We start from the raw sequence: 24919 nt of genomic DNA, 5'->3' as shown, positions 1-24919 counted from the left end.
GGCCGCGCTTTTGGTCAAATCGGTCGCTTTCGATCGTTCCTCTTTAAGCGTGCGCGCACGCTAGACGAGGCAAGCCAATGCTAACCGCCACCCCGAAGCCATCAGCGGCCGCACTGCCGGAGCTGAAAGCCAACGGCCGCGACCTGCGGATTGACGCCTGCCGCGGCATCGCGCTCTGGTGCATCTTTCTTGATCATGTCCCCAATAACATTGGAAGCTGGCTGACGCCGCGAAACTACGGCTTCAGCGATGCGGCGGAACTGTTCATGTTCGTCTCGGGCGTCACCTGCGCACTGGCCTACGGAAAGGTATTGAGGTGCGAGGGATGGAGTCTCGTGATCCGCCGAACGCTGCGGCGAAGCTGGGACATCTATATCGCATTTCTGCTGCTCACGCTCGCCTGCGCCCTTCTAGTCCACATCGCTGGCGTGGAACGCCTTGCTGACGAGAGCAATACGCGCATTCTGTTGGATCAGCCCGGCGCGACGCTCGCGCACGCGGCGATCCTGCAGTATCGTCCGGTCAATACAGACGTATTGCCGATCTTCGTGCTTCTCCACCTTTTGTTCGCGCCGTTGCTGTGGTTGCTGCTGCGACTGCCGAACGTGACGCTTGGCGCCTCGCTGGCGCTTTATACGCTGGTGCATATATTCGGCTGGTCCTTGCCGGCGTGGCCGAACGGCCACTGGGCTTTCAATCCACTGGCCTGGCAACTGCTCGTGGTCCTTGGCGCGTGGGTGATAATCGAGGGCGAAAGAGTGCGCCCCTGGCTAACGTCGCGCATGGTGCTTGTGCCTGCTGTTCTTTATCTGGTCTTCAGCCTCGCCATCGTATTGAGCTGGAGAATCAAGCCGCTGGAAGCGTTGATACCGAAGGGCCTGACGAACTTGGCTTACCCGATGGACAAATCGAATCTCGATCCGTTGCGTCTGTTGCATTTCTTGGCTCTTGCGGTTGTAGCGGTATGGTTCGTGCCACCCAATCGACAAGCATTGACGACTGCGGTGATGCGCGGCGCCATCCTCTGTGGCAAGCACTCATTGCCAATCTTCTGCCTCGGCGTTCTGCTCACGCTCGTCAGCCTCCTGGCGCTGCTCGACATATCTGAGGGGCTTGCGATGCACATCACGCTCAGCGTTGGTGGCGTCCTAACGATGATCGTGGCGGCGACGCTGCTGAACTTGATCAAGATCAAACCCAGGCCGCAGCCGACCGCTGTCCCGCCTATGGGTGTGCGCGACACTGTTGGCTGGCGCCCCCTGGAAGCGTTTCGACGAGGACCGCGCGAGCTCGCATGGGCCGCCAGCCAGAATGTCATCATCGGTTGCCGGTTCGGGGAGAGGCAATCCCACGGGGTGCTTCGCGTCGCAGACGAATTGGTAGCGCTCAAGGCAGATGTCATCGCAGCGTCGCCGGCGACTGCAACCATGGTGGCCAACAATGCAACCGCACGGTTCTACAGTCGTAGTATAGCTGTTGACACGTCGGTGCGGACACTTCCCAAAGACCAGAGCTGCTCTGAAAGATCGTCCCATATCCGACATGTCGTCGCTTCCAGCTCGGCCAGCCCGTAGCCGTGCGCTAGCCAGAGGGCCGCAACCCTTGCACCAGAAGGGACCTCAACAAATCTCACCCTTGCCGAAACCGCATCAGATTCAAAGAAACCGATCGTTCTTCTGCCGCTCATAACGGCCTAGTTGCCACTCCGATTTCAGGCTGAACTAGCCACCAAATCAATAGCTGGTCAGGGCTCTATTGGAGGCGGTCTCGAAGTCTCGCCCCAAGAGCCGTGCGCTTTGTCACTAGGGAGAAACAGTTGGCGAAGTACGCTTACGTCACCCTCGCAACGTGGCTGGGCCGTTCCGTTGTCGTTAAGGTGGCACACATCTTTGAAAGGACCGGACTGGCCATGGTTGGCGGCGCAGGCGGCCTGTACGTGGGCGTAGGACTGATGCGCATGGAAACCGAGTTGTTTCGAAATGAATGGATGGTCCTTTTGATTGTGCTTTACGGGGCTTTTGGTTTCTATATGGGCATCGATCTGCCAAGCCGTATTGCACACACAATAAGATTCCAACGGCCGGAAGAATTGAGCTTCGGTGCCGACGACGCGGCGGCGCTCGCCAGCGCGGCCGGAACTTTCTTTGCGGCGCTCGCTTTTTTTCTGTCCGTCAGCATGATTGTCCTCGATGAGACCGTAGGCGATGGATTCAGAGTTCTGGTGGGATGCTGTTGGGCGACTGGCACTTCGTTTCAAATTGCTGCCGGTGCGATAGGCCGCAGCACACTCGGAGGACCTGGGCATGAGTAAAGATAAATCAATGTCGCTCTGGACGCCCGAGGATTTAAGCAGAAAGGCCAAGGAAGACGCTGAGAACGACAACTACAATCCACCGCATTCATGGTGGCCCGGCCGATACAGCGTAGGTACCGAAGCCCGCGACAGGTACGATCGAGCTTTTGATCTTCATCACAGCGACGGGAACGAGTACTAGGCGCTTCAGGTGCCCTCTTCTTTCAGCGATCTTTGTTTGCATCAGATTTGCTCGGGCCAGAGAACGCAATGACAGCGTCTTCCTTCATTTCGAAATGCTTGTTGCCTGTTGACGCCTGAGTTGACAGCGCACGGCGATCGAGATGTCGGTTTACGGAGGGCGACCCTCGCTGATGGACGTGCTCACCTCAGCTTTTGAACCCTACGGCACATTCGGCGCGACGATCCGCGGCCCGCGCCGGGTGGCCGCTCTTAAAATAAGAACCAGGAACGGCCGCGCGCGGCACTGATCGACCGCAAATACAGGAACGCGCCTAAGAACGTCCCGTAGTTCTTGCGAAAGTCGCCGTTCAACCTGGCGATTTTCGATAGCTCTGAAGAAGGTTCAACGTCTGACATGGGCTGGTTCCGGCTTTATTGCACCAGCACCCTATGAACCACCGTTTTGCCCGACGGCGCAAGTCAAATTTCTGTTTTTCCGCATCTTAATTCTTGACGCTCAGGCTGATCGTGGTCAGGTCCACCTTCTTCCCAGTCTGTTCAATCCTGCCGCTCTCGTAACCGAGAGTAAGGCCAATGTTGAAATGCTCGAACGTTCGGCCGCTGTAGAAATCGCGGTACCAGCTGTAAGTGACGTTCAACAGCCATTTGGGTGGCGGCGGAGGCTTGTTCGGGTCCGCGTCGGTCGTGTCGTGGGGAATGAAGTGAAAGAAAGTTGGGCGACCTGATCGGTGGATCGGGGAATAGAATAGTTATGTCGCAACACTTGTCGAGCGTCATTCGCGCTACGTGATGCTGGTCAAGGTTGCGAAGGATATGGATGGTGAATCGGGATCGTCCTACGAACCCGGCGTCCCGAACGCAGTGAATATCTTCTAAGTTGTTGATTTTTCTCGCAGTGACAGGTGTTTTCGTCTCCTTTTGTTCACGGTCGTTTCACCCAATTCGTTGCGATTTCGTTGCGGCGTTCTCAGGGAGAACGATAGCAGCAGCCTTGGTCTAAATGGGAGACGTTCCAACGGGCTCGGTATGCGTCGCTCGCCCAGTTCGCAGGGCACGCTGTGCGCCCACAGGTTCAAATCCCGGAGGCGCAACCACCGATACCGACATTCGGTTCAGGTTGCGATCTGACCGAGGCGCGCCCCTGCCACTCGAACGCAGTGACCACCTTCTAAACTATTGATTTTACTGATAACGACGGGCGTTTCCGTCACGCTTTGTTCACGGTCATTTCACCCAATTCGTTGCGAGGGTCTGAACGAGACCGCCCGTAGGGCGGGATGGCGCCTGCCTCAGTCGAAAAAGACGTCCGTACGTTGAGACGTCAGTGCCCGTTGTCCGGACTTCAGTTCGAGGTCACACGATGCGTCCACCTGGACGAAACGCGGCCGTTGCTCCACGAGGATCAATCGCGCCCGTAGCCGGAACACATCGCCGGGACGTACCGGGAAACGGAATCGAACTGCGCGGAGAGTCGCCGCACGGCTTTGCGCGGCACCCACGACGACATACGCCTCCTGCAAGAGCGCTGGTACGAGCGCCAGGAGCAATTGGCCGGGCACAATCGTCGTTCCTCCGTCGAGTTCGTGCATGGCGCGGTCAACATCGGTATGAACCCAGTTCCGATCACCCGTCAGCACGACGAACTGATCGACCTCTTCCTGGGTCACCGAACGCCAGCGCCCAGGAGCGAGTTCCGTGCCCACGAAGGCAGCAAGATCGATTGCCCGCGCGACACGAAACACCTTCGCCTGTGTCAGCGGTTCGGGGCCCCCTGGCATTTGGATCATCCTGGCCCGTCCCTCTCTTAGATCGTCGCAAGTAGCGCGCTGCCGAGCCCGCCCGCAGCCGCAATAGCCGCCAGCCCGACCGCTCCGGATGTTTCTGATTGCATCTCATGCCAGAGGCGTACCGCCAGGATCGCGCCCGATGCGCCGATCGGATGCCCTCGTGCTAGCCCACCGCCCCTACGATTAAGCGACGACAACGGCAGCCCGATTCCGTCGACACATGCGATAGCCTGAACGGCGAAGGCCTCCATGACCTCGCTAACCGCTATCCGTGTCGGCGCGATCCGTTCCGCTGCCAGGAGGCTCTCGGCCGCTGCAATAGGTGCCGCACCCGGCACAGCCGGATCCCCACCGCGGCGGACCGCCGATATTATCCGCACAGGCCGCCTCGCGTTGAGGCGTCGGATCAACCTCTCCGACACGACGAGGAGGGCTGCCGCCGCATCGGCTTCGACCGCCACCGTCGCGCGCGTCACGCCAAACGCAGCATTGCCTGCAAGCGGCGGAAGGCGTGCGCAGGTGGCCCCCGTCAGGGCCCGGGTAAAGGCATCGTGCGAAAGCTGGGCGAGCGGCACGATCTCGGCCGCCAAGGAGGGATTTTGCAGCGCCTTGCGATGGCTTTCGATCGCAAATTCATCTTGCCGTGCACGCGAAATGCCAAGCCTCTCAGCCAACGTCACGGCGGCAGCGATCATGTCGGGGTCCCGCTCCGGCCACGGGGCGAACGGAGGACGGTCATAGGGTTGCGGCACTTCGCCGGCGTGATGCGGCGGCCGCGCGCGCAGCGGCGCGCGGCTGAAACTCTCAAGACCGCCGGCGATGACCGCGTCCGCACCTCCGCTCGCGATGCGCTCGGCGGCGAGCATAATCGCGTCGAGGCCACCGCAGCACTGGCTGTCGATGGTCAGCGCCGGAACGTAATCGGGGAGACCCGCCCGCAGCGCGGCTAGCCGCGCCGGGTTTCCGCCGCCGTACAGCGCGTTGCCGAAGATCACGTCGTCGATCGCCTCCGCCGCGATGCCGGTATCGGCCAGCACAGCCCGGATCGGCGCCGCGCCAAGTTCGTCGGCCTCCGCCGCCCTGAAGGCGCCACCCCGAGGAGCGACCGCCGTGCGGCGTGCGGCGACGAGATATGCGGCCCTCATCGCAACAACTCGTAGGCACCGGATTCCCAGATTTGGCGCAGCGCGTGGAAATCGGTTTTGCCGGAGGAGGTCATCGGCCAGCGCGATGGCACGGCAAAGCGTCGCGGGATCTTGTAGAGCGGCAAGCTCATGCGAGCATGGCTGATCAGATCGGAAGACCCCAGGCGCCCATCCGGACCGAGCCTGAGCAGTGCCACCAGCCGCTCGCCCCGACGCTCGTCGATGGCACCCAGGACTCCCGCCGCAACCACGGCAGGATGTCCCTCGATCACACGCTCGATCTCCTCCGGATGCACATTCTTGCCGGCCGTGATGATCATGCGGCTGGCACGGCCGGCAAGCCGCAGGAAACCGCGCTCGTCGACCATGCCGATGTCGCCGACTGACACCGCGTCGCCATGACGTGGCAGCAGCGTTTCGCTTCCGCAGGCATACTCCATGAAGAGGAACGGACTTGCCACGAATACCTGACCGGCCTCTCCAGACGGTAGGCGTCGCCCGAGATGGTCACGGATGGTGAGACTGACGTCTGCGAATGGACGCCCCACGGAGTCCGGTGGGACATCCTCGTCGTCCTTCGCCACGGTCACGAAGCTCAACTCTGAGGCGCCGTAGAATTCGGCAAAGCGCGCTGACGGAAATTGCTGCCGTAACTCGGCAAGCGCGCGACCCTGCCATTTCGCACCAGATGACAGCGTCCACCGCACGCTTACGAATGGCGGCAGGCCATCGCGCACGGCGGCCTCGATCATCATTTCGAGTTGGGTTGGTACGCCGTAAATAACACTCACACGGTGCGAAACGATCAGGCGGTTGACGAGATTGGGCCGGAAATGCCGACAGAGGATGACGGTCGCACCGACATAGAGCCCATGGGCAAGACCGTAGAGGAATAAGGAATGCGTCAGCGCGCCCGGTGCGAGAACGATGTCGCGGGCGCCGATATCGAACTCGCGGTCCCCCGCCCGAAAACTCTCGATCCACGATTGATGGTGGCGGCGATATCCTTTCGGCGTTCCGGTCGATCCCGAGGTGAAGCCGACATAGAACGGCGTCAGCGGATCTGGCTCGACCATCGCCTCGGGCGACGGACCGGCGCCAATGGCGTCCGCGACGGACTCGAACGGGCCGTAAGGATCGACAACCGCGAACACCTCTGTGTCCCCGGCCAATGTTGCATCGCCACTCACGACGATCCCCGGCGTCAGCGCCGTGATCGCAAGCCGCGCCGTCTCCGTCAGCCAGGAGGGATCAAGAATTTGCGCTTCCCGACCTGCGCGGCAGGCTGCGAGAAACAGCAGCACGAGTGCCGGCCCGCTCGGCAGGTGCAAGGCGACCCCGCGGCCGGCCGGCACCACCTTCGCCAGATGTCCGGCTAAACGATTCACCGCCTGATCGAGATCTTTCCAACTCACTGCATGATTGTCGCAAACGACGGCCAATCGGTCCGGCGTTTTGCGCGCATGCCGCGACAGCGTTGCAGTGATGGTGGAGGCCACGGTCATGAACGGCTGACGATTGCGGCCGGATAGCTCCGGTGCGACGCCTCCGCGACAGAGGCGGTGGCCAGCGTCTTCAAAAGATCGCCCGGCACGAACACGGCGGTTGCGGCCAAGGCCTGCGGCAAGCTCATCCTTGCCATCGCCATCAGGCCGAGAATACCGCAAGCATACTCCACGACGATACCGCCCGTGATCGCGGCAACGAGCGCCGCCGCGAACACCGGCAAAGCCTTCAGCCGCGCCATTATGAGACCCGACACAAAAGCAGCGGGAGCCCAGCCCAGCAGGAAGCCAACGGACGGTCCGAAAAGTACGCCGAGCCCGCCGCGTCCGCCTGACAGCAGTGGCGCTCCGAGCAGAACTACGAACAGGAACAGCAGCACCGCCAGTGCGCCGTGGCGAGGGCCGAGAACGATCCCGGCCAGCATGACGCCGAGCGTCTGGGCCGTGATCGGCACCCCCACGGCGATCGGCAAGACGATGCTGGGCACCATGCCAAGCGCTGCGATGACGGCCGCCAGCAGGGCGATACGAACGATAGCGCGGGACTCCACGGGATGTCTCCTACAACGGGGATGAGTGACGATCGACGGTCGACCGGTCGAAACCGCGCGCATCGAGCGCTTCCGCGACACGGTCGGCAAGCTGCAGAATGTCGGCGACGAAAGCGGCCACCAGTCGCGGCGGAATACGCCGGTGTGTGCGTGCCTTCCAGGCCTCCTCGCGGGCGCGCCACCGCGTCATCAGGACGGGGACGAAACGCAGGACAAGAGCGACTGCGAGCGCCATCTTGCGAGGATTGACCCCAAGCGGGCGCAGCAAGCGGAGCACTGGCGCCAACGCCTCGATCAGAGCGCTCATCGCGGTGGTCATGCTGACGAGATCAGCAAGCAGAAGCATCGCTAGGAGCCGCATGGTGACGACGGCGCCGGCATTCCAGCTAACCGATGCGGTCTGCACGCCGCCAACGACGACAAGCAGCGGCAGCAATGGGCGCAGCAAGCTGAGGCGCGCCATGCCGACGCGGCCGAAGCCAGCATAGACCACGGCAATCATCGCCAAGGCGCCCGCCAGAATTCGCCAGTCGCCGACCGGGAGCAGAAGTACGCTGAGCAGAGCAAGCCCCGCAAGCTTGACGCCGGCTGGTACGCGGTGCAACCAGGTCTGTGGCGCGAGGCCGCCGGTCATCATGACGTTAGGCCGTCCCCTGACCAACGATCGTTGCATGGGCCCGGTAGGCAGGCAGCACCTCGTCGGGTCGGCCATCGAGGCGAATGTGGCCCGCATCCAGCCAGATTATGCGATCGAACTCCGCGAGCAGTTCGAAATCATGAGACGCCATCACGACCCGCTGCGGAAGCGCCGTGATCCTGCGATACATCCGCAATCGTGTCGGCAAGTCGAGACTGGAGAACGGCTCGTCCATCAGCAGGATCGACGGCTCCGTTGCGAGCAGCGCCAGGATGCAGACAAGCTGCTTCTGACCGCCGGATAGCTCATTGACGTTGCGTTCCGCCCATTGCGCGCAGCCGTGCCGCTCCAGCAGTGCCATCGCCTGTTGGCGCGCCTGTGGCGCTGGCATTCCCCGCTCCGCAGGCCCAAAAGCGACCTCCTCGACAACCGTGGGGAAGATGAGCTGGTGGTCGGGATTTTGAAACAAGAAGCCGACCTTTGCTGGAAGGTGCTTGCGATGCCGTACCGTATCGAGGCCCGCCACCTCTACGCGGCCGCGTGTTGGCGGGAGCAACCCGTTCATAAGCCGCAGCATCGTGCTCTTGCCTGAACCATTGTCACCAATCAGGCCGATCCGGCGCTCAGCCAAGCAAAGCCCGGGAATGGCAAGGACCTGACAGTCCGCGCGCCGAAGCTGCACTTGTTCGAAGATGATTTCTTCAGCCGCCCCGCAAGGGGGACGACGGCTTGCGGGAGGCGCTTCGCGTCGGACAGCTTCACTCAAGCCGATTCTTTCGCCTCCGTCGCGCTACGCAAGTATCACGTTGTCGATAAGCCTCGTCGAGCCGACATAGGCTGCCACGCATAGCGCCGCTGGCCGGCGCAGCGGACTGACGCCGGGCTTAAGCGTATCGCTGTCGACGAGCGCAACGTACTGCAGCCGATCGACCGCTTCCAAATGCTTCTTGGCAATTGCCATCAGCCTGTCTACGTTCCGCTCTCCCAAGCGGAACTCCTCTGCTGCGGCGAGTAGCCCACAGCTGATGGCGAGGGCCCGCCCTCGGTCTTCCTCGCTGAGATACCGGTTGCGGCTGCTCATTGCAAGACCGTCCGCGTCCCGAACCGTTGGCACAGTGACGATCTCGATCGGAAGATTGAGATCAGTGGCCATGCGACGCACGACCGCGCACTGCTGGAAGTCCTTTTGGCCGAAGAACGCGACGTCCGGCCGCACCATATTGAACAGCTTGCATACAACAGTCGCGACCCCGCGAAAATGTCCTGGCCTGAAAGCTCCGCAGAGCGGCTTCGCGAGCTCGCCCGGTTCAATGTAGGACTCAAATTGAGCTGGATAGATTTCCTCAGCCCCCGGCGCGAAGACGATCGCAACATCCGCATCGCGGCACAGTTTCTCGTCGCGAGCGAAGTCGCGCGGATAGGTGGTGAGATCCTCGTTTGGCCCAAACTGAGCAGGGTTGACGAAGATGCTAAGCACGGTGATGTCGCATTGCGCCCGGCTGGCCTCAACCAACGCCATATGGCCGTTGTGTAGATAGCCCATTGTCGGTACGAAACCGATTCGCTTTCCGATCAAGCGATCCTTTGCTAGAGCCCGGCGAAGCTCAGCGACCGTCGTGATTGTCTGCATCTTTACTTTACATCAGGTTGGATTGGAAGGCGTCCAATTTGCGATTGTCTCACTTATGCCTTCGGGAAGCCCATACGACTCTTGCGCTGCCGGGAATGTACCGTTTCGAACATCGGCAACCCAATGCGACAGCGCCTCCTGCAACACCCGAAAGCCGTCGGTGTAGGTCCGAACGAATGTTGGGACACGGCCTTCTATCAAGCCAAGCACGTCGTGGAACACCAACACCTGTCCCGAACAACCGGGACCTGCGCCAATCCCGATCGTCGGTATCGTCAGCGTTTCTGTCGCTCGCGCGGCGAGCTCGGCCGGAATACCTTCGAGAACCAGCGCGAAACAGCCGGCCTCCTGCAAACGATGGGCGTCGTCGAGCAGGCGCAAGGCGTCATCGGCCTTGCGCCCCTGCACTTTGAATCCACCCATGACATTCACGCTCTGCGGGGTCAGGCCGAGATGACCCATCACCGGAATCTCGCACTCGACCAGAGCCCGTATCATTTCGACCCGTTTGGATCCGCCCTCGAGCTTGATGGCGTCAGCGCCACGCTGCAAGAAGCCGCCGGCGTTGCGTATCGTGTTCTCCGGACTTAAGTGAAAGCTCAGAAATGGCATATCGGCCACGAGCAAGGCCCGAGGTTTTGTGCGCGCAACCGCCTCGAGATGGTGATTCATCATCGCCACGCTGACCGGAAGCGTATTGTCGAATCCGAGGCAGACGTTGCCGACGCTGTCTCCGACAAGGATCATATCCACGATGGAATCCGCAATACGGGCGGTGACTGCATCATAGGCGGTCGTCATCACGAGCCGCCGCCCCTCCTCTTTGCACCGTTGCAGCCTTGGAAGCGTGACCCGCTCGCCCGTGGCTTCCGAAGTGTGGCTCATTCCCGCTCCTATCTCGTCAGCCAGCCCTAGTTCGATTCCGCCGATCGAAGCGGCATAGGTTGAGCGCAAGATAAAACTGTCAACCGCGAGCGAGAAAAAGAAACGCCTTTCTCAGAAATAGCGGTCAAACGCATGAATTCTTCCAATGCTCGCGCGATCATCGCGCAAGAACTTCCTACCTCGTCCCATGGAAGGTGGAGTTAAGGCACACTGCGCATCGACAGCCATTTGAAAGCCCGTATAGATCGCCAAGCAGCATTCATCATAAGCCGTGTCCTTCTCTCGAAAACCACACAGGCAGCCTCGTCAACTTCCGAGACGCTGCGCACTCGGGACAGTGACGTCAGCACGGCCACGAGCGATGCGCCGCCGGCAGGAACGTCCGGTCAGGCCGCCCGCATTTTGGTCAGAAATTGGTCTACCGCCACACGCAGGTTATTCGACTGATTCTCCAACCCACGCACGTTAGTGAGAACCTCGCCCGCTGCTGTACCTGTGGCGGCCGCCGCGGTGCTGACGCTGCCTATATGTACTCTGATTTCGCTGGAGCTCGCGGCGACGGACTGGATATTGCGCGCAATTTCGCTCGTCGCAGCACTTTGCTCCTCGATCGCCGAGGAAATGCTTAACGTGATATCACTCATCCTAGCGATCGTCTGCGAAATTCCGTTAATGGCGAGAACCGCGTCATTCGTAGTTGCTTGCATAGTCTCAACTTGCCCGGCGATTTCTTCCGTTGCCTTTGCTGTCTGATTAGCAAGCGCCTTAACTTCCGCGGCCACCACTGCAAATCCGCGTCCGGCGTCGCCCGCACGTGCCGCTTCGATAGTTGCGTTGAGGGCCAGGAGATTGGTCTGCGTGGCGATACTATGGATGAGTTGGACAACTTCACCGATCTTTTCGGCCCCACTTGATAGGACCTGCACCGTATCGTTTGTGCGGTCAGCGTCACCAACGGCTTGGCGTGCGACCTCAGTCGACTGCAACACCTGTTGCGATATCTCTCTTACCGACGCAGATAATTCTTCGGCGGCGGCGGCTACCATTTCAACGTTCCCAGACGCTTTTTCTGACGCAGCGTCGACGGTGGCCGCGCGCATACTGGCATCGCTGGCGGTCATCGTCATCATACCCGCCGTGCCCTGCATATCGGCGGTCGAGGCGGCGACCACACGAACAATGCCATCGACGCTTTGCTCAAAATCATTCGCAATGCTCTCTAATGTGGCACGGCGCTCAGCAGCGGCGCGCCGTTGAGTTTCGGCCTCGACTTGCTCTAGCCCCCGAATACGAATTGCGTTGTCTTTGAACACTTGGACGGTAGCGGCCATTGCGCCAATCTCATCTTTCCGACCCACGCCTGGAATGTCTTGTTCGAGCTCGCCGTCAGCGAGCCGCTTCATGCAAGTGCCAAGCGCTGCCAATGGTTTAGTGATGGTGCGGCCTAGGAACCAGGCAATGACACCCGAGACCAATCCGATTACGATGATAGCCCCGCCAAGCGACCACATGATCGGTTGTAGCTTGGCATCAAGATCATCCAGATACGCGCCGGAACCGACAAACATGTCCCATCCAGGAATGCCTACTGCGTAGGACAACTTCCTGATCGGCTCCTTTTCACCGGGCCGCATAAATTCGTAACGCAGCACAACATCACCGTTCGCTGCCACGCCGTCGCGCAGTTCCCGGATCAGCGCACGACCGTTTGTCTTACCGTCGAGACGATTGACCCCGATTGTCTTCGGATCCTGGGAGGCAACCGCGACACCATCCATCGTATTTGCGAAAATATATCCCGCACCCTTGTCATACGTCATCGTCTGAACCCGATGTGAGAATTCCGCGATTGCGGCCTCTTTGGTGAGTTGGCCCGCGTCAACCTGCTTCTGCAAGCCCAACGCAACGTTCTTGGCGATATCGACGATCGCGCGGGTCTGCTCGACCCGAGAATTGATCATTTCCTTCTGCATCAAATAGCCCGCAAGCAGTCCAGCCGAGAAGAGGCCCAGCATAGAGACCGCAACCAGAATGCTGATCTTGGGAGTGATCGGCAGATTATTGAGTGGTTTCAAGGAACGTCTCCAAGGCAATTGCCGGCAGGCACGGGCACAGAGATTATCGCTCGTGTACAAGTGATATGTTTAGGTTTCGTTACCCCCACAGATCGGACAACACTTGCGCCCCGACGGGCCGGCGGCTTACCGCGTTCAAAAGCGGTGCTAGATTATCTCTCACAATGGCTGTCGAACGCTCGCGCGTCGCCCGATCAACGTTACGGTACGACGAGGACGTCGATGTCAGAGAGTCTGGCAGGCATCTTTGACCAAGCTCGGACGACGGAGTGCCAACTCCTTTACCTACGCATGCATCGACGAGATGAGCACGGCGACAGCCCTCATCTCGCCGGTCAATGTCCTTCCACCAGCGTCAAACGCTCGACACCGAAGCTGCCTTCATCGTGGCCTCCGTTTCCGTGCCGACTTTAAAACCCTTCGCGGATAAATCCCGACCAAGGGTTTCGGGAAGCAGAAGAGAGGCGAGAATGAAGATCGCTGCAGCGGGAAGGGCCACCGCAACCATGCCGTTGAGCAAGCTTCCGCCGAAATGGGCGGCCGCGAGAGGCACAATCACAGGGGCTATGCTGCCGAGCCCGCGCCCTCCCATATAGAATGTAGACACCGCCGTCGCCCGCAGGTTGACCGGATAGAGTTCAGAGATCCAGACGCCGGTCACACCCAGCGCTACGTTGCCAATGCCGAAGCAAATGTAGAGCCAGAACATCGGCCATTCGGCTTTCGATCCGGCGTAGAGCTGGCTGCCCCACATGGCCATACCGACCAAAGACCCGACCCAAAAAAGCGCGGGCACGAGGGCTCCGAAGCGGCGGCCAGCCCTGTCGTTGAAATATCCGTTCGCGAGGTAGCAAATGCCGCTGACCACCGAGAGCAGAACGGCTGTCGTGCGAACGATATCACCCGGTGTATGCATATCCCGCAGCAGCAGCGTCGGAATAAAGGAGACGACGCTGTAATAGCAGAGCATGTAGCTCATCAGCCATACGAACGCGATGACGGTCTGCCGTGCTAGCCCATTGCGGAAAAGGTCCGCAAGGGGAAGTGTGCGAGCTTCTCCGGTGACCTGACCGACCTTGCGTTGGGCCTCATACTCCAGCCAAATCTTGGATTCAGGCATGAAGAAACGAATGAAGATAATCAGCAGAATGGGTACGCCGCCACTCAGCAGGCCGATGCGCCAGCTCCATTCGTCGCTGAACGTCGCAATAAGCCAAATGCCAACGATTGAAGCCGTGGATGACGCGATCACGGCACAGCCTTGAAGCGCGGCCGCCCCCAAACCTCGGCTGCCTTTTTTCCAGGCCTCGTTGAAGAGCACCATGCCTACGCCATACTCGCCGCCAAGACCGATGCCGGTGATCAACCGCAGCACGGCAAGCGACCAGTAATTCCATGCGAAGGCCGAAATGATCGCGGCAACCGAGAACAGCGCGATTGTGAGTTGAAGCGAGGTCTTTCGGCCAAGTCGATCACCAACGATGCCAAACAGCGCGCCGCCAATGGCCGATCCGAACAATGTCAGAGCTTGCAGTGAACCGACCTCGGCCAACGATAGCGACATCGACCGTTGGATCGCGGGCAAAAGAAACGGAAAGATCAGAACGTCGTAGAAGTCGAGAATGTAGCCCAGCATCGCCGAGATCATAATCGAATACCGTTGCCTCGCCGTGTAATCTTCCGAAGTTCCGATCGCCGTAGACATGTGGTGCGCTTCCCGTTGAGAGAACTGGACAATTGATGGTCGTTATCGAAACGCTTTCCGCGTCGTTGGGAGTCGCAAATGCGGCTCCGGGCACCGATTTTGATGCGCGGGGGCCTAGCGGCCCGGCGCTCTCAATTCCGGATAAGCAAAGTCGCCCTTGTCGAGGATGTGGATATCGTCGAGCCACAGGCTGCAGCCGCGAAGCGGGATGTCCAAATGACACGGCGTGTCATTCGTACCGCCGAGCTCTGTGTTCGGACCCGTCGAAAACAGGACGTTCCCGTAGAAGGAAAGCGCATTCATGATGTGCTCCGACGCGACTACCTGGGAGGCCGCGATGTGGTGCCAGGTAGCACGCTCGTTCGATCCCCAGCCGATATGCGAGATCGCCCAGCCGCGCGGATCGCCGAAACTGTCGATATAGTTTTTGATGAGGAGCGCGTCGGTGCCCTCGCCCTTGAGGTCGACGATATAACCGCCCTTCACGGTCAGCGTGACCGGCGACTGGATGTAACGCTTGAACGCGCAGAGGATGTCACCGGGCATCAGCACGACCGTACCGTTGACGTCGCCATCGGTCGCCTGAGTGAAGGCAAAGCCTGACGGGAAATGATCCCAGCGCCCGGGCTCATCCGTGTATCCGTATTCGGAAATGACCGGGTATTGCTTCAGGCCATAAGTTACGTCCGTTCCGCCGGGCGACGTGATCCGCATTTTGCTGGCCGACTGGAGGAGGGTTCGAGAAAGCTCCGTTCGCCGGCGCAGATCTTCGGTCGGGAACATCTTCTTGAGGATGTGGAACGGCTCCATCACGCGCAAGATGCGCGTGCCCGCTTCCTGAATTTCGGCTTGCTCGCGAGAGAACAGCAACCCCAGGAGATCGATCACCATGTCCACGCGCTTGAGCGTATCGATCGCCGGCTGGTTGCCCGTGAGCGCATGCCGGCCCTGCAGGCCTGCGACCTTGCCCTGGCCGTATTTGGGCACGTTGAGATGAAAGGTCGTTGCGCCGAGGCTCTGCGCGGCCAGCATGAAGGCCTGGGCGTATTCCTGCTGATCCTCGCCGCCGCTCAGGACCGCAACGACTTCGCCCTTCTTCACCTTGCAGAGTGTCAGCTCGGCCTTGAAGAGCTCGAGCATTTCAACATCAACGATTTGTCGGGACATCTTCACTGATCTCCTGTTTGCCGAACGTAGACACGCGGCCGTCGAACCGATCGCGTGGTCGCGCTAGAAGCTCTTCGACGATCGAAAGGAAGCCCTCGGTATCGTCGATCTGCATTTGGTGACCCGCGCTTTCCAGCGTCCTGATCGCGATCGGCGGCAGCAATCCGCGAATTTCCGCTTCATCTTCGGGTCGAATGACCCCTCCGCGCCCGGCGACGATCAATGCGGTGGGAACGCCGAGATGGGCGAGGTCGCGGTGGATATCATCGTCATGAAAGCCTTTATGACTCTCGATGAGAGCACGCTCGTCGCAGGTATGCATCCACTCGGCCCGAGTGCGGATGTGCAGCTCGGGCCACCGCGGAGCAGAGGGGCTTCGCAGCGCCGCGTCGGCTTCTCCGCGCTTCGCGCTTTGAAGCAATTTGAGAAGCGGTTCGACCGGAATCGGATAGGCGCGGCGTCCGGGACCGGAGACCGGCGGATCGACCAGTATCAGTTGGTCCATGGACGATGGCCGCCAACGCGCGGCGCGGATTCCGATGCGGCCGCCCATCGAGTGGCCCAGCAGCGTATAAGGGCCCATTCCAAGCGCTTCAGCGAACCCGATGAGGTCGGATGCGCATGCGTCGAGCGAATAATTGAGATGCGGGCCGCTTTCGGAAAGGCCGCGACCGCGGAGATCGAGCACGAAAACGTCGTGTCCGGAGCACAGGCGTTCTGCGATGAAGGCCCATTGCGCCGCAGTCGTCGAGATGCCAGGGACAATGATGATCTCCGGCCCGGTCCCGCCGAACCGCAAATAATGCTGCCGAATGCCGTTGGCGTGCACATTGGCGCCGTAAAGCAATCCGGATGCCGCGGCGCCGCTCACGTCTGCTGATCCTTTGTGTGGTCATCCGACAGCGCGCGAAGCCGCTCGATGGCGACCTGCGTCGGCATGACATCCGCGTATTTGCTGGCGATATCGAACAGGTTGACGGCGTGAGACGTGGGCGAGCGGTCGTAGACCGCATCGCTCGGCACAATTGACTTGAAGTTCAGCGCGCACGCATCCACAACCGAAGCCCGCACGCAGCCGCTGGTCGTGCAGCCGGTCACCACCAGCGAGTCGACGCCGGCACCGATCAGATAAGTCGCAAGCGGAGTGCCGAAGAACGCGCTTGCCTGAGTTTTCGGCAGCAGCAACTCGCCGGGCTCCGGAGCCACCTCTCGGACGAAGTCGTAGCCCTCGGACGGGATCCGCATGATACCCGGGATCTTCGCGGAGAACGCGCCCTGGTCCTGGCCTACCTTCCGCGCGACATGCGGGAAAATCACCGGCCGTTCTTTCTCGCGAAACAGCAGCACCAATTCGGCGATGTGTGCGATCGCATGCCAACCGGCCTCGCCGCAGCTGGTGGGGTATTGCTTGATCGCGTCGCGGATCGGCATCGGCCGGTCGCCGACCGAACGATACTGCACGTCGATGACCAGCAACGCCGGTCGTCTGCCGAATCCCGCCGCACCACCCAGCCCTGCGAGGGCATAGGTTTCGCGCTCGTCCAGCGGTATCACGTCGTCCCAGGGGTGCCTGGTGCCAGTCACTGTTGCGCTCCAGAGGTCACAATCGTGAGCATGTCAGTGAAGCGGCGCGGTGGCCGCGTCGTACTGGTAGATCCAATCGTATCGCGCAGCCGTCGCGTCCGGTGCCCACTGGGTCTTGATGTAGTCACCCGCTGTCTCCGGCTTGCACAGCGCCTGGTTATGAAAGATCGGCAGCATGCCGGCCGCCGACTTTGCGACCTTGGTGGTGCGATCGAGCCGCAGGCCCTGATACGTCTTGAATACCGCCGCGATGTCATCGGGATTCTCCTCGAAGCAACGGGCGAGGACGGATGCATCCTCCAGGGCCATGTTCACGCCCTGCCCGAGGTACGGCAGCATCGAATGGCAGGCGTCGCCGAGCAGGGTGACGCACCCCTTCGACCACGTACCCAGCGACGGCCGCACGAACAGTCCCCACTTGTTCAGGGTATCCACATTCCCGACCAGTTCGATGATGTCCGGATGCCAGCCCTTGAAGTCCTTCAGGCATTCCTCGACAGAACCCTTCTCCGACCAGGATTCGAGGAGCCAGTGGTCATGGTCGACCTGGCCCGAAAAGGTCATCATGACGGTGTTCTGCCAACGGACCGGATAGGCAGTGACATGAGCGGTGGGTCCGATCCAGGTTGCCACCTCGGGTTCGCGCTGATGCCGCGCAAGGCGGTCGACGGGCACGAGACCACGCCAGGCGATGGCCTTCGTGTACTCGCTCTCGATGTTGCCGATGAGGCCAAGGCGGACCTTCGAATGCGCACCGTCAGCGCCGATCAGCGCGCGTCCTTCGACTTCGGAGCCATCAGCAAGCTTGGCCCGAACCCCTTCGTCGTCTTGACTGAACCCGACAACGTGGGCGCTCAGATGAATGGCGCCCGGCTTCAACTCGCGCACGCCGTCGACGAGAATCTTCAGCAGGTGAGCACGGAGCAGCAGATAGGGCTGATTGCGCGCCGCGTCGGAGCTGCGGTTGTAGAGGGGCCACCTATCACCGGTGTTCCAGAGCCGGATCGAGCGTCGCTCGGCCGCGATGCAGTTCTGCTCGACCTGTTCGGTGAGGCCGAGATCCCGAAGAACGCGCACGCCGTTCATGGAGATCCAAAGGCCGGCTCCGACCTCGCGCAACTCGGACGCTTGCTCAAATACGTCACAATCGATGCCGCGACGAAGCAGCGAAAGCGCCATCGCCAAGCCGCCGATGCCGGCGCCGGCAATGAGGACACTCGATTTACTGACCTGTTCAAGAATCATGATATCTCCAAACGACATTGCGCTATCTTGCGACGGGCTCGGCGGCGTCTTCGGAGACTTGCTCGGCGGCAAGGCTCCTTACGGCCTCGACAATCTTGGTGTATCCGGTGCAGCGGCAGAGGTTGCCGTGCAGGTAGTGACGGATTTCTTCGTCAGTCGGGTGCGGCGTCGCCTTCAGCAACGCTGTGACAGCCATAATGAAGCCCGGCGTGCAGAAGCCGCACTGAAGGCCGCCGTGAAGCACGAACGCCTTCTGAATCCGCGATAGGCCCTCGGGCGGCGTTACGCCCTCGATCGTCGTGACCTCCCGCTGATCGACATCGACGGCGAGCGTGGTGCAACTCGAGATCGGCTCACCGTCGAGCAGAACGGTGCAGGCGCCGCACACCTCCATGTCACAGGAGCGCTTCGTCCCCTTCAGGCCAAGGCGATCCCGGATCAGGTCGATCAATAGCGTATGGGCAGGAACGTCGATCGCGATCGCCTGGCCGTTCAGCGAGAACGAAATGGGCAGCACATGTGTCATTTCACGCGCTCCCGGCTGCGGCGATCGCCTCGTCCGCGTTTCGCAGAAGCAAGACACCTGCAAGGTGCCGCTTATATTCGGCGCCGCCATGCCGATCCTCGTTGACTTCCAACTCGCCCAGCGCCGTCGGGAGCACCGCCTCGATCGCCGGGCGGACTTCAGCGACGGATATGCCTTGGAGGACATCTTCGATGGCCTTCAAAGGCTGAGGTCGCGAACCGAGCGCTCCGACCCGCACGCGGGCGCTTCTGATCGTCCTTCCGCTGGGGCCCAGCGACCAAGCCATCGCGACATTCACCGAGGGCCTCTCACCATGCTTGAACCGCCGATAGGTCACCGGTCCGGTAGGGCGCGAAAACGCAATGACTGTCAGAAGCTCATCCGGCTCCCGCACCGTTTCCAGCTCACTTCGGATGAAATCGTCAGCGTGAACGACACGCGTACCGCTGGGGCCAATAAGCACCAGCCGTGCGTCCAAGGCCGCGAGCATAGTCAGCGGATCGGCGTGGGGCTCTCCGAAGCACAGATTGCCTCCGATCGTTCCAACGCTGCGGATCCTGATGTTCGCAACGTTGGCACAGAGCGAGGACAGCGCCGGCACATGCGCGCGAATAACAGGATCATTGGCGATCTTGTTGTGCGTACAGCGCGCACCGAGTTCGATGTCATTCGCATCGTTCAGAGCAATGCGGTCAAGTCCGTTGATTCCCTTAATGTCGATGAGCCGGTCCGTATGGATGACGCGCAACTTCAACGCCAGTAGCAATTCAGTTCCGCCGGAGTAGAACATGCCGTCACCGGACTTTCCGACCGCACGTACGGCGCCGGCAATCGTCGAAGGCCTCTCGAATGCGAAGGGTGAAGGCAGCATGATCAGGTCGCGCCCAACATTTCTTTGAGCCGCTTCTCGAACTCCTCGAAGTTCTGATCGACGCGACGCTTGATGACGCCGAACCCCATAGTCGCGAGGCGACCTTGCACGTCGACCTTCGCGTCCACGGCGAATGTGGACCCCGCCCCTTCCGGCGTCACAGTCACGTCGAGAACAACCGCCAGCCTCGTCCCGGTGATCTTGTCGCGGCCCGTGGCGCGCGTGCGGACGTGAAACGGCTCCGTTATCGATTCAACGATGATGTCGGCCGGGACCTCGACTTTGAACGGGCCGATCTTCTGTTTGACGGTCGCTTTGTAAGTTGCAAGCCGCTCGATTTCCTCGACATTTTCGCAGCCGGGGATGCAACCCGATATGCGAGGGACGTCGATCAGCGTGCTCCAAAGCTCCGCCGGCGTCGCGGGCACCACCATCGACATATTGAATTCCATGAATTCAGTTCCTCTTCTGCAGGGCGCGCCATACCTTTTCGGGCGTCATTGGCAGCTCGGTGATCCGAATGCCGTAGGCGGAGAACAGCGCATTGGCGATCGCGGGCGCGACCGGAAGGATCGCTCCCTCGCCCATTCCCTTGGCGCCGCCTGGACCGGGACCGTCGCCGTTTTCGACAAGGATGGTGTCAAACACGGGGGGAACGTCGGAGATGCGCGGTATCGAATAATCGATCGGCGTCGCATTGACCGGCTGGCCATCCTCGAACTCCAGCACTTCATAAAGTGCGTGTCCGAGGCCCATGATTGCAGCCCCCTCGTCCTGCCCTTCCGCCGCAACGCGATTGATCACGCGGCCGACGTCAGCGGCGCTGGCATATCGGGTGACATGGATCTCGCCGGTGTCTTCATCGACAATGATTTCAGCGAGGCCCGCGGAAGTCTCCCAGAACAGAGGGGACTCAACCAGGGCACCCTTCTTCGAGCGTGGCGTAATCGCGCCGCGGCCGATGACCTCTCCCGAATCGACACCCAGCGTGCGGTGAAAAATCTGGTGGAAAGTGAGAACCTCGGATCCGGTCGTGACACCGCCCTCAACAAGCGAGAGGTTCTCCCGGGGAAGCTCCCAAACATCAGCAACCATTTCGAGTATCTGATCGGCTGCGTCGAGTGCGGCATTCTCGACGGAAAGGCCGACGACCACGGTCGATCGGCTTGCGCCTGTGCCCCAGTCGTAAGGGGCGACGGCCGTATCGGTGCGCAAGACGGTTACCGCGGAGGCTGGCTGCTTCAAGGTCTGCGATGCGATGCGCGCCATGGTCGCGTGCGCGCCCTGGCCGACTTCAATGCTGGAGACCGAAACGAGGATCGACCCGTCGATCTTGAGACGTACGATCGCGTTACTAATCGGCGTATTGGCCGGATCGGTCGCGGCGACTGCCAATCCGCGCGCTTGCCGGTTGGAGGCCTTCACCTCCGATGCGAACGACTGGGTCACTCGACCCATCAGCTCACTCATATCCATATCGAACGCCCGCAAATCGGGGCGGATGCGCTCACCGCGGGACGCCAAATTCCGCAACCGAAACTCGGACGGATCCATGCCGATTGCCGCCGCGACATTATCCATGTGCGATTCTTTGGCCCAAACAGCTTGCGGCCCCCCGATCGAGCGGAACGCCGCACCTGGAACGGTGTTCGTGTAGACCGCGCAGGCCTCAAGACGCAGATTGGGCACCGCGTAGGGGCCCATGATGCGATTTGCCGCTTTAGTGGCGACGGCCGAGCCTGTGTCGGAATATGCCCCGCCATCGAGCAGCAGTTTGGCGCTCTTGGCGAGGATCCGTCCGTTGGCGTCCACAGCCGTTCGAATCGTGATGTCGGCGCCCAACCTTCTGCACGTGAGCATCGATTCAGCTATGGATTGGGCAATCCGGACCGGGCGTTGCACCTTCCACGAAGCAGCGGCGACCAAAGGCTCAATCTTCACCGAGGCCTTGCCGCCAAACCCTCCGCCGACAAACGGAACGATCACCCGGACCTTGGCCAGTTGCAGCCCGAAGAGGCGCGATAGCACTTTCTGAACAGCGGTCGGCGTTTGTGCACCTGCCCAAACCGTCAGAGAGTCCCGCTGGAAATCCGCAATGACCGCATGCGGCTCCATTGCGAAGTGAGAAGTGGCCGGGAAAGTGAAGCGATCTTCGTGGATATACGCTGCGGTCGCCTCCGCCGCGTCAACGTCTCCGACGTTGTTCCGGTAAGTGTGGAAAATGTTGGTGTTCTGGGTCGGCCGGGCGCCGCCCTTGAAATAAAAGTCTTCCAGATTTTCATGGCGCTCGTGGATGAGCGGCGCTTCTTCCGCCAGGGCTTCCTGGATGGTCGTTGCGCGCGGAAGGTCATCGTATCCCACATCGACTAGTTCTGCGGCGTTTTCTGCAATCTCGATTGTCTCCGCGATCACCACGGCGACGGGTTCGCCCACATATCTCACGCGGTCGGTCGCAATGATCGGCCGGTCTTTAAGCACAACGCCCCAGTTACCGAACGAGGCGACGTCTTCGCCGATCAGCACGTCCACAACGCCGTCCATGGCCCGTGCAACGCTCGAATCGATAGAAGCGATGCGGGCATGAATGGCTGGCGAGCGAACCACAAACCCATGCAGCATCCCCGGAACCGTCAGGTCGGTAACGTACTCGGCGCGGCCCGTAACCTTTTCGATCAGGTCGGGCCGAACGGAACTCATGTTGTCAATCGCCGACATACGCAAATCCGATGGTACTTTGGTGCGCCGGTCCGTAAGGCGTGAAGCCAAGGTCCGGGGAGCAATCTTAGGACACTACAACATTTATCACTTGTATGCAAGTGCTGCACTTGCTTGCAAGTATTAGATGTTCTCTTCCCGTGATCGGAGGCAAGCCGGAGCGAATCGGTCTAGCCCAGCGCGTGCGAGAATGGGTTTGCCTCTTAGGCGGAGCGGATTTCGATATGCGAACGACGGACGCATCGAAGCGAGCCACTTCCGGGGCTCTCAACGAAGCAAATCGCATTAAACAGAATGAAGTCGAACAAAGATGGATTTCCTAGGTCGGGAAATGTAGACAATCGGCCGGCACCGGAGACCTTCGGAGCTTGAGGCCTGTATTTTTTGAACTGAGGCAACCTACGGCAAGGAAGCAAAAAGTGGTGCAACCCAAGACAAAGCCGCGCGCGGCCGGGAAAGTGAAAGAAGCTATAGATTCGTACCGGCTGGATGACGCACCGGGCTTTTTGTTGCGAGTCGCGCTCCGTACTCACACGTCCATCTTTGCCGCTAAGATGGTTGAAGAATTAACGGGGCCCCAATTCTCGACGCTAGCGAAATTGAAGGAGGTAGGCCCTTGCTCGCAAAACCACTTAGGACGGCTAATTCATTATGATTCGGCGACCATCACCGGCGTTATCAATCGCCTGAAATCTCGCGGCCTCATCAAGAGCTCCAAAGACCCTCTGGATCCGCGGCGACGCGAGATAGATTTGACCGAGAAGGGAAGACGGATAGCGGACGCAGCGATTGAAACTATTGGCGAGATTTCCGGCGAGACATTCGCTCCGCTGACCCAAGATGAATTTCGAGCGCTCACCGAAATCTTGAAGAAGATCATACGACGCTGATCAACCGGCTTCGAGCGGCACTAGATATCGTCAGCAGCCGAGAAAAAGGGCCCGGCGATCGCGCCGGGCCGAGTAGAGGGAGGAAAACGAAAGATCGCAAATCTTTCGCAGACGCCGAATGCGGAATTCGATCGTAGAAACCCAACGAACGACCTCCGGCAGCAATACTATCGTACATGTCAGACCGCATTTTGTGCTGAAGTCGGCATCTCTCCGCACCGTTTCCGGCATTTGACGGGTCGTACGATTTCGACAGCACGACAAAGAGCGCGCGCGAGACTTGGAAGGTCCCGATCACCAGGCTCCACGCGTCCGGTTCATTTCATCGCCCGGCTCCGATCTCGCAATGCCCGCACCGCCGTACCCGCCTTTGCAATTCAGAGATCCGAATCTCCTGCCAAGGGATGACTGCCGGTCCCCGTTGCGTCGATGAGTATCTATTCCATGACTCTGCGCGCTGAATGAATCGTGCTAGTGACCCGAGGGGCTGTCCTCAATCGTCCCTACCTAGCGCGCGGAGTATCTTCCTTCTATAGCTCGCCAGGTCGAACAGGAGTCTTGGCACTCTTTTGAGCGCAATCGCCTTGCCCTCGATTGCGAGATGTAGAACTCGTACCAATCTGGCAAGACCAAGTTCTACAAACGCGAGCCGAACATGCGGATCGTTCACAATCCTGAGCTGGTTGTCTACAATGACGATGGATGCCGCGAGATCAGGTTTCGTCTCCAGAACGAAGTCTCGACATGCCGCGGCAAATTCCTCCTCTTGAACGCTCAAAGGTACCTTTACTTCCCTGCGAGAACTCCCCGCCATATTCGGGTCCCCTATGAACGAACGGCAGCGAGGCACCTGATGCCGGCTCAGGTTTTTGGATTTCTAGTGGCTCGCGCGCTTGGTCGATCTCTTCGGACCCGGCAACACATCCGTGCAAACACCTTCATACACTTCGCCAGCCAGGCCTATTGTCTCTCCGAACGTCGGATGCGGATGGATGGTCTTGCTGAGATCAATTGCATCGGCGCCCATCTCGATCGCCAGGCAGATTTCTCCAATCATGTCGCCAGCGTGCGGGCCAACGTTCACACCGCCGATGATGCGGTGCGTCTCTTGGTCGATGATCAGCTTGTTCATGCCATAAGACGCGCCCGAGGCGATCGCTCTGCCCGAGGCAGCCCACGGAAACTTCGCGGATCTAACGTGCCTGCCTGAGGAGGCCGCTTCATGTTCCATGATGCCAACCCAGGCCACCTCAGGATCAGTGTAGGCGACGTTCGGGACGATCTTCGCGTCAAAGAAGCTCTTGAGCCCGGCAGCCGCTTCTGCCGCGACATGCCCCTCGTGAACCGCCTTATGGGCGAGCATCGGGTTACCCGCGACATCGCCGATCGCGAAAATATGAGGCAAATTCGTCCGCATTTGCCTATTGACTGCAACGAAACCTTTGCGTCGCATCTTACACCAATCTTCTCCAAGCCCAGATTTGCGCTGTTAGGCACTTTGCCT

At 60.2% G+C, this 24919-nt stretch carries 23 protein-coding genes; 4 read left to right on the top strand and 19 right to left on the bottom strand.

All coding sequences use genetic code 11. The features are described from left to right. The first annotated feature begins 77 nt into the window (after positions 1-77). From ABIB91_RS20720 to ABIB91_RS20710, 3 genes are all read left to right on the top strand, one after another. Complete coding sequence (locus ABIB91_RS20720; protein WP_354165067.1) at positions 78-1574, top strand: OpgC domain-containing protein; 1497 nt, start codon at positions 78-80, stop codon at positions 1572-1574. 242 nt (positions 1575-1816) lie between these two features. Next, a complete protein-coding gene (locus ABIB91_RS20715; protein WP_354165063.1) occupies positions 1817-2311 on the top strand; it encodes a hypothetical protein in 495 nt (164 codons plus the stop codon). Further along, complete coding sequence (locus tag ABIB91_RS20710; protein ID WP_354165060.1) at positions 2304-2495, top strand: hypothetical protein; 192 nt, start codon at positions 2304-2306, stop codon at positions 2493-2495. Before ABIB91_RS20715 ends, ABIB91_RS20710 begins: the two co-directional genes overlap by 8 nt. 1291 nt (positions 2496-3786) lie before the next feature. Here the strand turns inward: ABIB91_RS20710 and ABIB91_RS20705 are convergent. The 18 genes from ABIB91_RS20705 to ABIB91_RS20620 all read right to left on the bottom strand — a co-directional run bounded on the left by ABIB91_RS20705 (position 3787) and on the right by ABIB91_RS20620 (position 22525). Beyond that, the gene (locus ABIB91_RS20705; protein ID WP_354165057.1) at positions 3787-4275 is read right to left on the bottom strand and encodes a MaoC/PaaZ C-terminal domain-containing protein; all 489 of its coding nucleotides are present in this window, start codon (positions 4273-4275) and stop codon (positions 3787-3789) included. Positions 4276-4301: 26 nt separating this feature from the next. Then, a complete protein-coding gene (locus tag ABIB91_RS20700; protein ID WP_354165054.1) occupies positions 4302-5429 on the bottom strand; it encodes a thiolase family protein in 1128 nt (375 codons plus the stop codon). Beyond that, a complete protein-coding gene (locus ABIB91_RS20695) occupies positions 5426-6934 on the bottom strand; it encodes an AMP-binding protein (protein ID WP_354165051.1) in 1509 nt (502 codons plus the stop codon). The genes ABIB91_RS20700 and ABIB91_RS20695 overlap by 4 nt, the downstream gene beginning before the upstream one ends. Next, positions 6931-7485 (bottom strand): biotin transporter BioY, encoded by a 555-nt coding sequence (locus ABIB91_RS20690; protein ID WP_354165048.1) that lies wholly within the window; start codon positions 7483-7485, stop codon positions 6931-6933. The genes ABIB91_RS20695 and ABIB91_RS20690 overlap by 4 nt, the downstream gene beginning before the upstream one ends. A 10-nt stretch (positions 7486-7495) precedes the next feature. Beyond that, entirely contained in the window at positions 7496-8122 is a 627-nt protein-coding gene (locus tag ABIB91_RS20685; protein ID WP_354165045.1) for a CbiQ family ECF transporter T component, read from the bottom strand. A gap of 4 nt (positions 8123-8126) precedes the next feature. Then, positions 8127-8888: an energy-coupling factor ABC transporter ATP-binding protein gene (locus tag ABIB91_RS20680; protein WP_354165042.1), complete on the bottom strand. Its 762-nt coding sequence runs from the start codon at positions 8886-8888 to the stop codon at positions 8127-8129. Between the two features lie 24 nt (positions 8889-8912). Beyond that, positions 8913-9752, bottom strand: a complete 840-nt coding sequence (panC, locus tag ABIB91_RS20675) for a pantoate--beta-alanine ligase (protein WP_354165039.1) — start codon at positions 9750-9752, stop codon at positions 8913-8915. A 12-nt stretch (positions 9753-9764) separates the two neighbouring features. After that, on the bottom strand, positions 9765-10637 hold the full coding sequence (panB, locus tag ABIB91_RS20670) for a 3-methyl-2-oxobutanoate hydroxymethyltransferase (protein WP_354165036.1): 873 nt from the start codon (positions 10635-10637) through the stop codon (positions 9765-9767). Positions 10638-11023: 386 nt separating this feature from the next. Further along, on the bottom strand, positions 11024-12712 hold the full coding sequence (locus tag ABIB91_RS20665; protein WP_354165033.1) for a methyl-accepting chemotaxis protein: 1689 nt from the start codon (positions 12710-12712) through the stop codon (positions 11024-11026). Positions 12713-13067: 355 nt separating this feature from the next. Further along, on the bottom strand, positions 13068-14417 hold the full coding sequence (locus tag ABIB91_RS20660; protein WP_354165030.1) for an MFS transporter: 1350 nt from the start codon (positions 14415-14417) through the stop codon (positions 13068-13070). A gap of 114 nt (positions 14418-14531) precedes the next feature. Next, on the bottom strand, positions 14532-15584 hold the full coding sequence (locus ABIB91_RS20655; RefSeq protein WP_247495137.1) for a 2,5-dihydroxypyridine 5,6-dioxygenase NicX family protein: 1053 nt from the start codon (positions 15582-15584) through the stop codon (positions 14532-14534). Next, the gene (locus ABIB91_RS20650) at positions 15565-16455 is read right to left on the bottom strand and encodes an alpha/beta fold hydrolase (protein WP_354165026.1); all 891 of its coding nucleotides are present in this window, start codon (positions 16453-16455) and stop codon (positions 15565-15567) included. Before ABIB91_RS20650 ends, ABIB91_RS20655 begins: the two co-directional genes overlap by 20 nt. Next, a complete protein-coding gene (locus ABIB91_RS20645) occupies positions 16452-17168 on the bottom strand; it encodes an isochorismatase family protein (RefSeq protein WP_247385000.1) in 717 nt (238 codons plus the stop codon). The genes ABIB91_RS20650 and ABIB91_RS20645 overlap by 4 nt, the downstream gene beginning before the upstream one ends. Positions 17169-17201: 33 nt before the next feature. Next, positions 17202-18413 carry an FAD-dependent monooxygenase gene (locus ABIB91_RS20640; protein WP_354165023.1) on the bottom strand — a complete coding sequence of 404 codons (1212 nt, stop codon included), beginning with the start codon at positions 18411-18413 and terminating at the stop codon, positions 17202-17204. 22 nt (positions 18414-18435) lie between these two features. Continuing rightward, the gene (locus tag ABIB91_RS20635; protein ID WP_007594419.1) at positions 18436-18939 is read right to left on the bottom strand and encodes a (2Fe-2S)-binding protein; all 504 of its coding nucleotides are present in this window, start codon (positions 18937-18939) and stop codon (positions 18436-18438) included. Between the two features lies 1 nt (position 18940). Continuing rightward, positions 18941-19810 (bottom strand): FAD binding domain-containing protein, encoded by an 870-nt coding sequence (locus tag ABIB91_RS20630; RefSeq protein ID WP_007594422.1) that lies wholly within the window; start codon positions 19808-19810, stop codon positions 18941-18943. Positions 19811-19812: 2 nt separating this feature from the next. After that, positions 19813-20262 (bottom strand): SRPBCC family protein, encoded by a 450-nt coding sequence (locus ABIB91_RS20625; RefSeq protein WP_354236287.1) that lies wholly within the window; start codon positions 20260-20262, stop codon positions 19813-19815. Between the two features lie 4 nt (positions 20263-20266). Continuing rightward, positions 20267-22525 (bottom strand): xanthine dehydrogenase family protein molybdopterin-binding subunit, encoded by a 2259-nt coding sequence (locus ABIB91_RS20620; RefSeq protein WP_354165016.1) that lies wholly within the window; start codon positions 22523-22525, stop codon positions 20267-20269. A 419-nt stretch (positions 22526-22944) separates the two neighbouring features. Between ABIB91_RS20620 and ABIB91_RS20615 the strand changes: the two genes are divergently transcribed. Then, positions 22945-23415, top strand: coding sequence for a MarR family winged helix-turn-helix transcriptional regulator (locus ABIB91_RS20615; protein ID WP_354165013.1), 471 nt, complete (start codon positions 22945-22947; stop codon positions 23413-23415). Positions 23416-24292: 877 nt separating this feature from the next. On the opposite strand, the gene ABIB91_RS20610 is transcribed toward ABIB91_RS20615, so the two are convergent. After that, the gene (locus ABIB91_RS20610; RefSeq protein WP_354165010.1) at positions 24293-24868 is read right to left on the bottom strand and encodes an oxidoreductase dimerization domain-containing protein; all 576 of its coding nucleotides are present in this window, start codon (positions 24866-24868) and stop codon (positions 24293-24295) included. Positions 24869-24919 lie beyond the last annotated feature (51 nt).

It is taken from the genome of Bradyrhizobium sp. JR4.3, from assembly GCF_040547695.1.
Taxonomy (GTDB): Bacteria; Pseudomonadota; Alphaproteobacteria; order Rhizobiales; family Xanthobacteraceae; genus Bradyrhizobium; species Bradyrhizobium canariense.
Note: the sequence above shows the minus strand (reverse complement) of the source record. Positions and strands in the feature narration are given on the sequence as shown.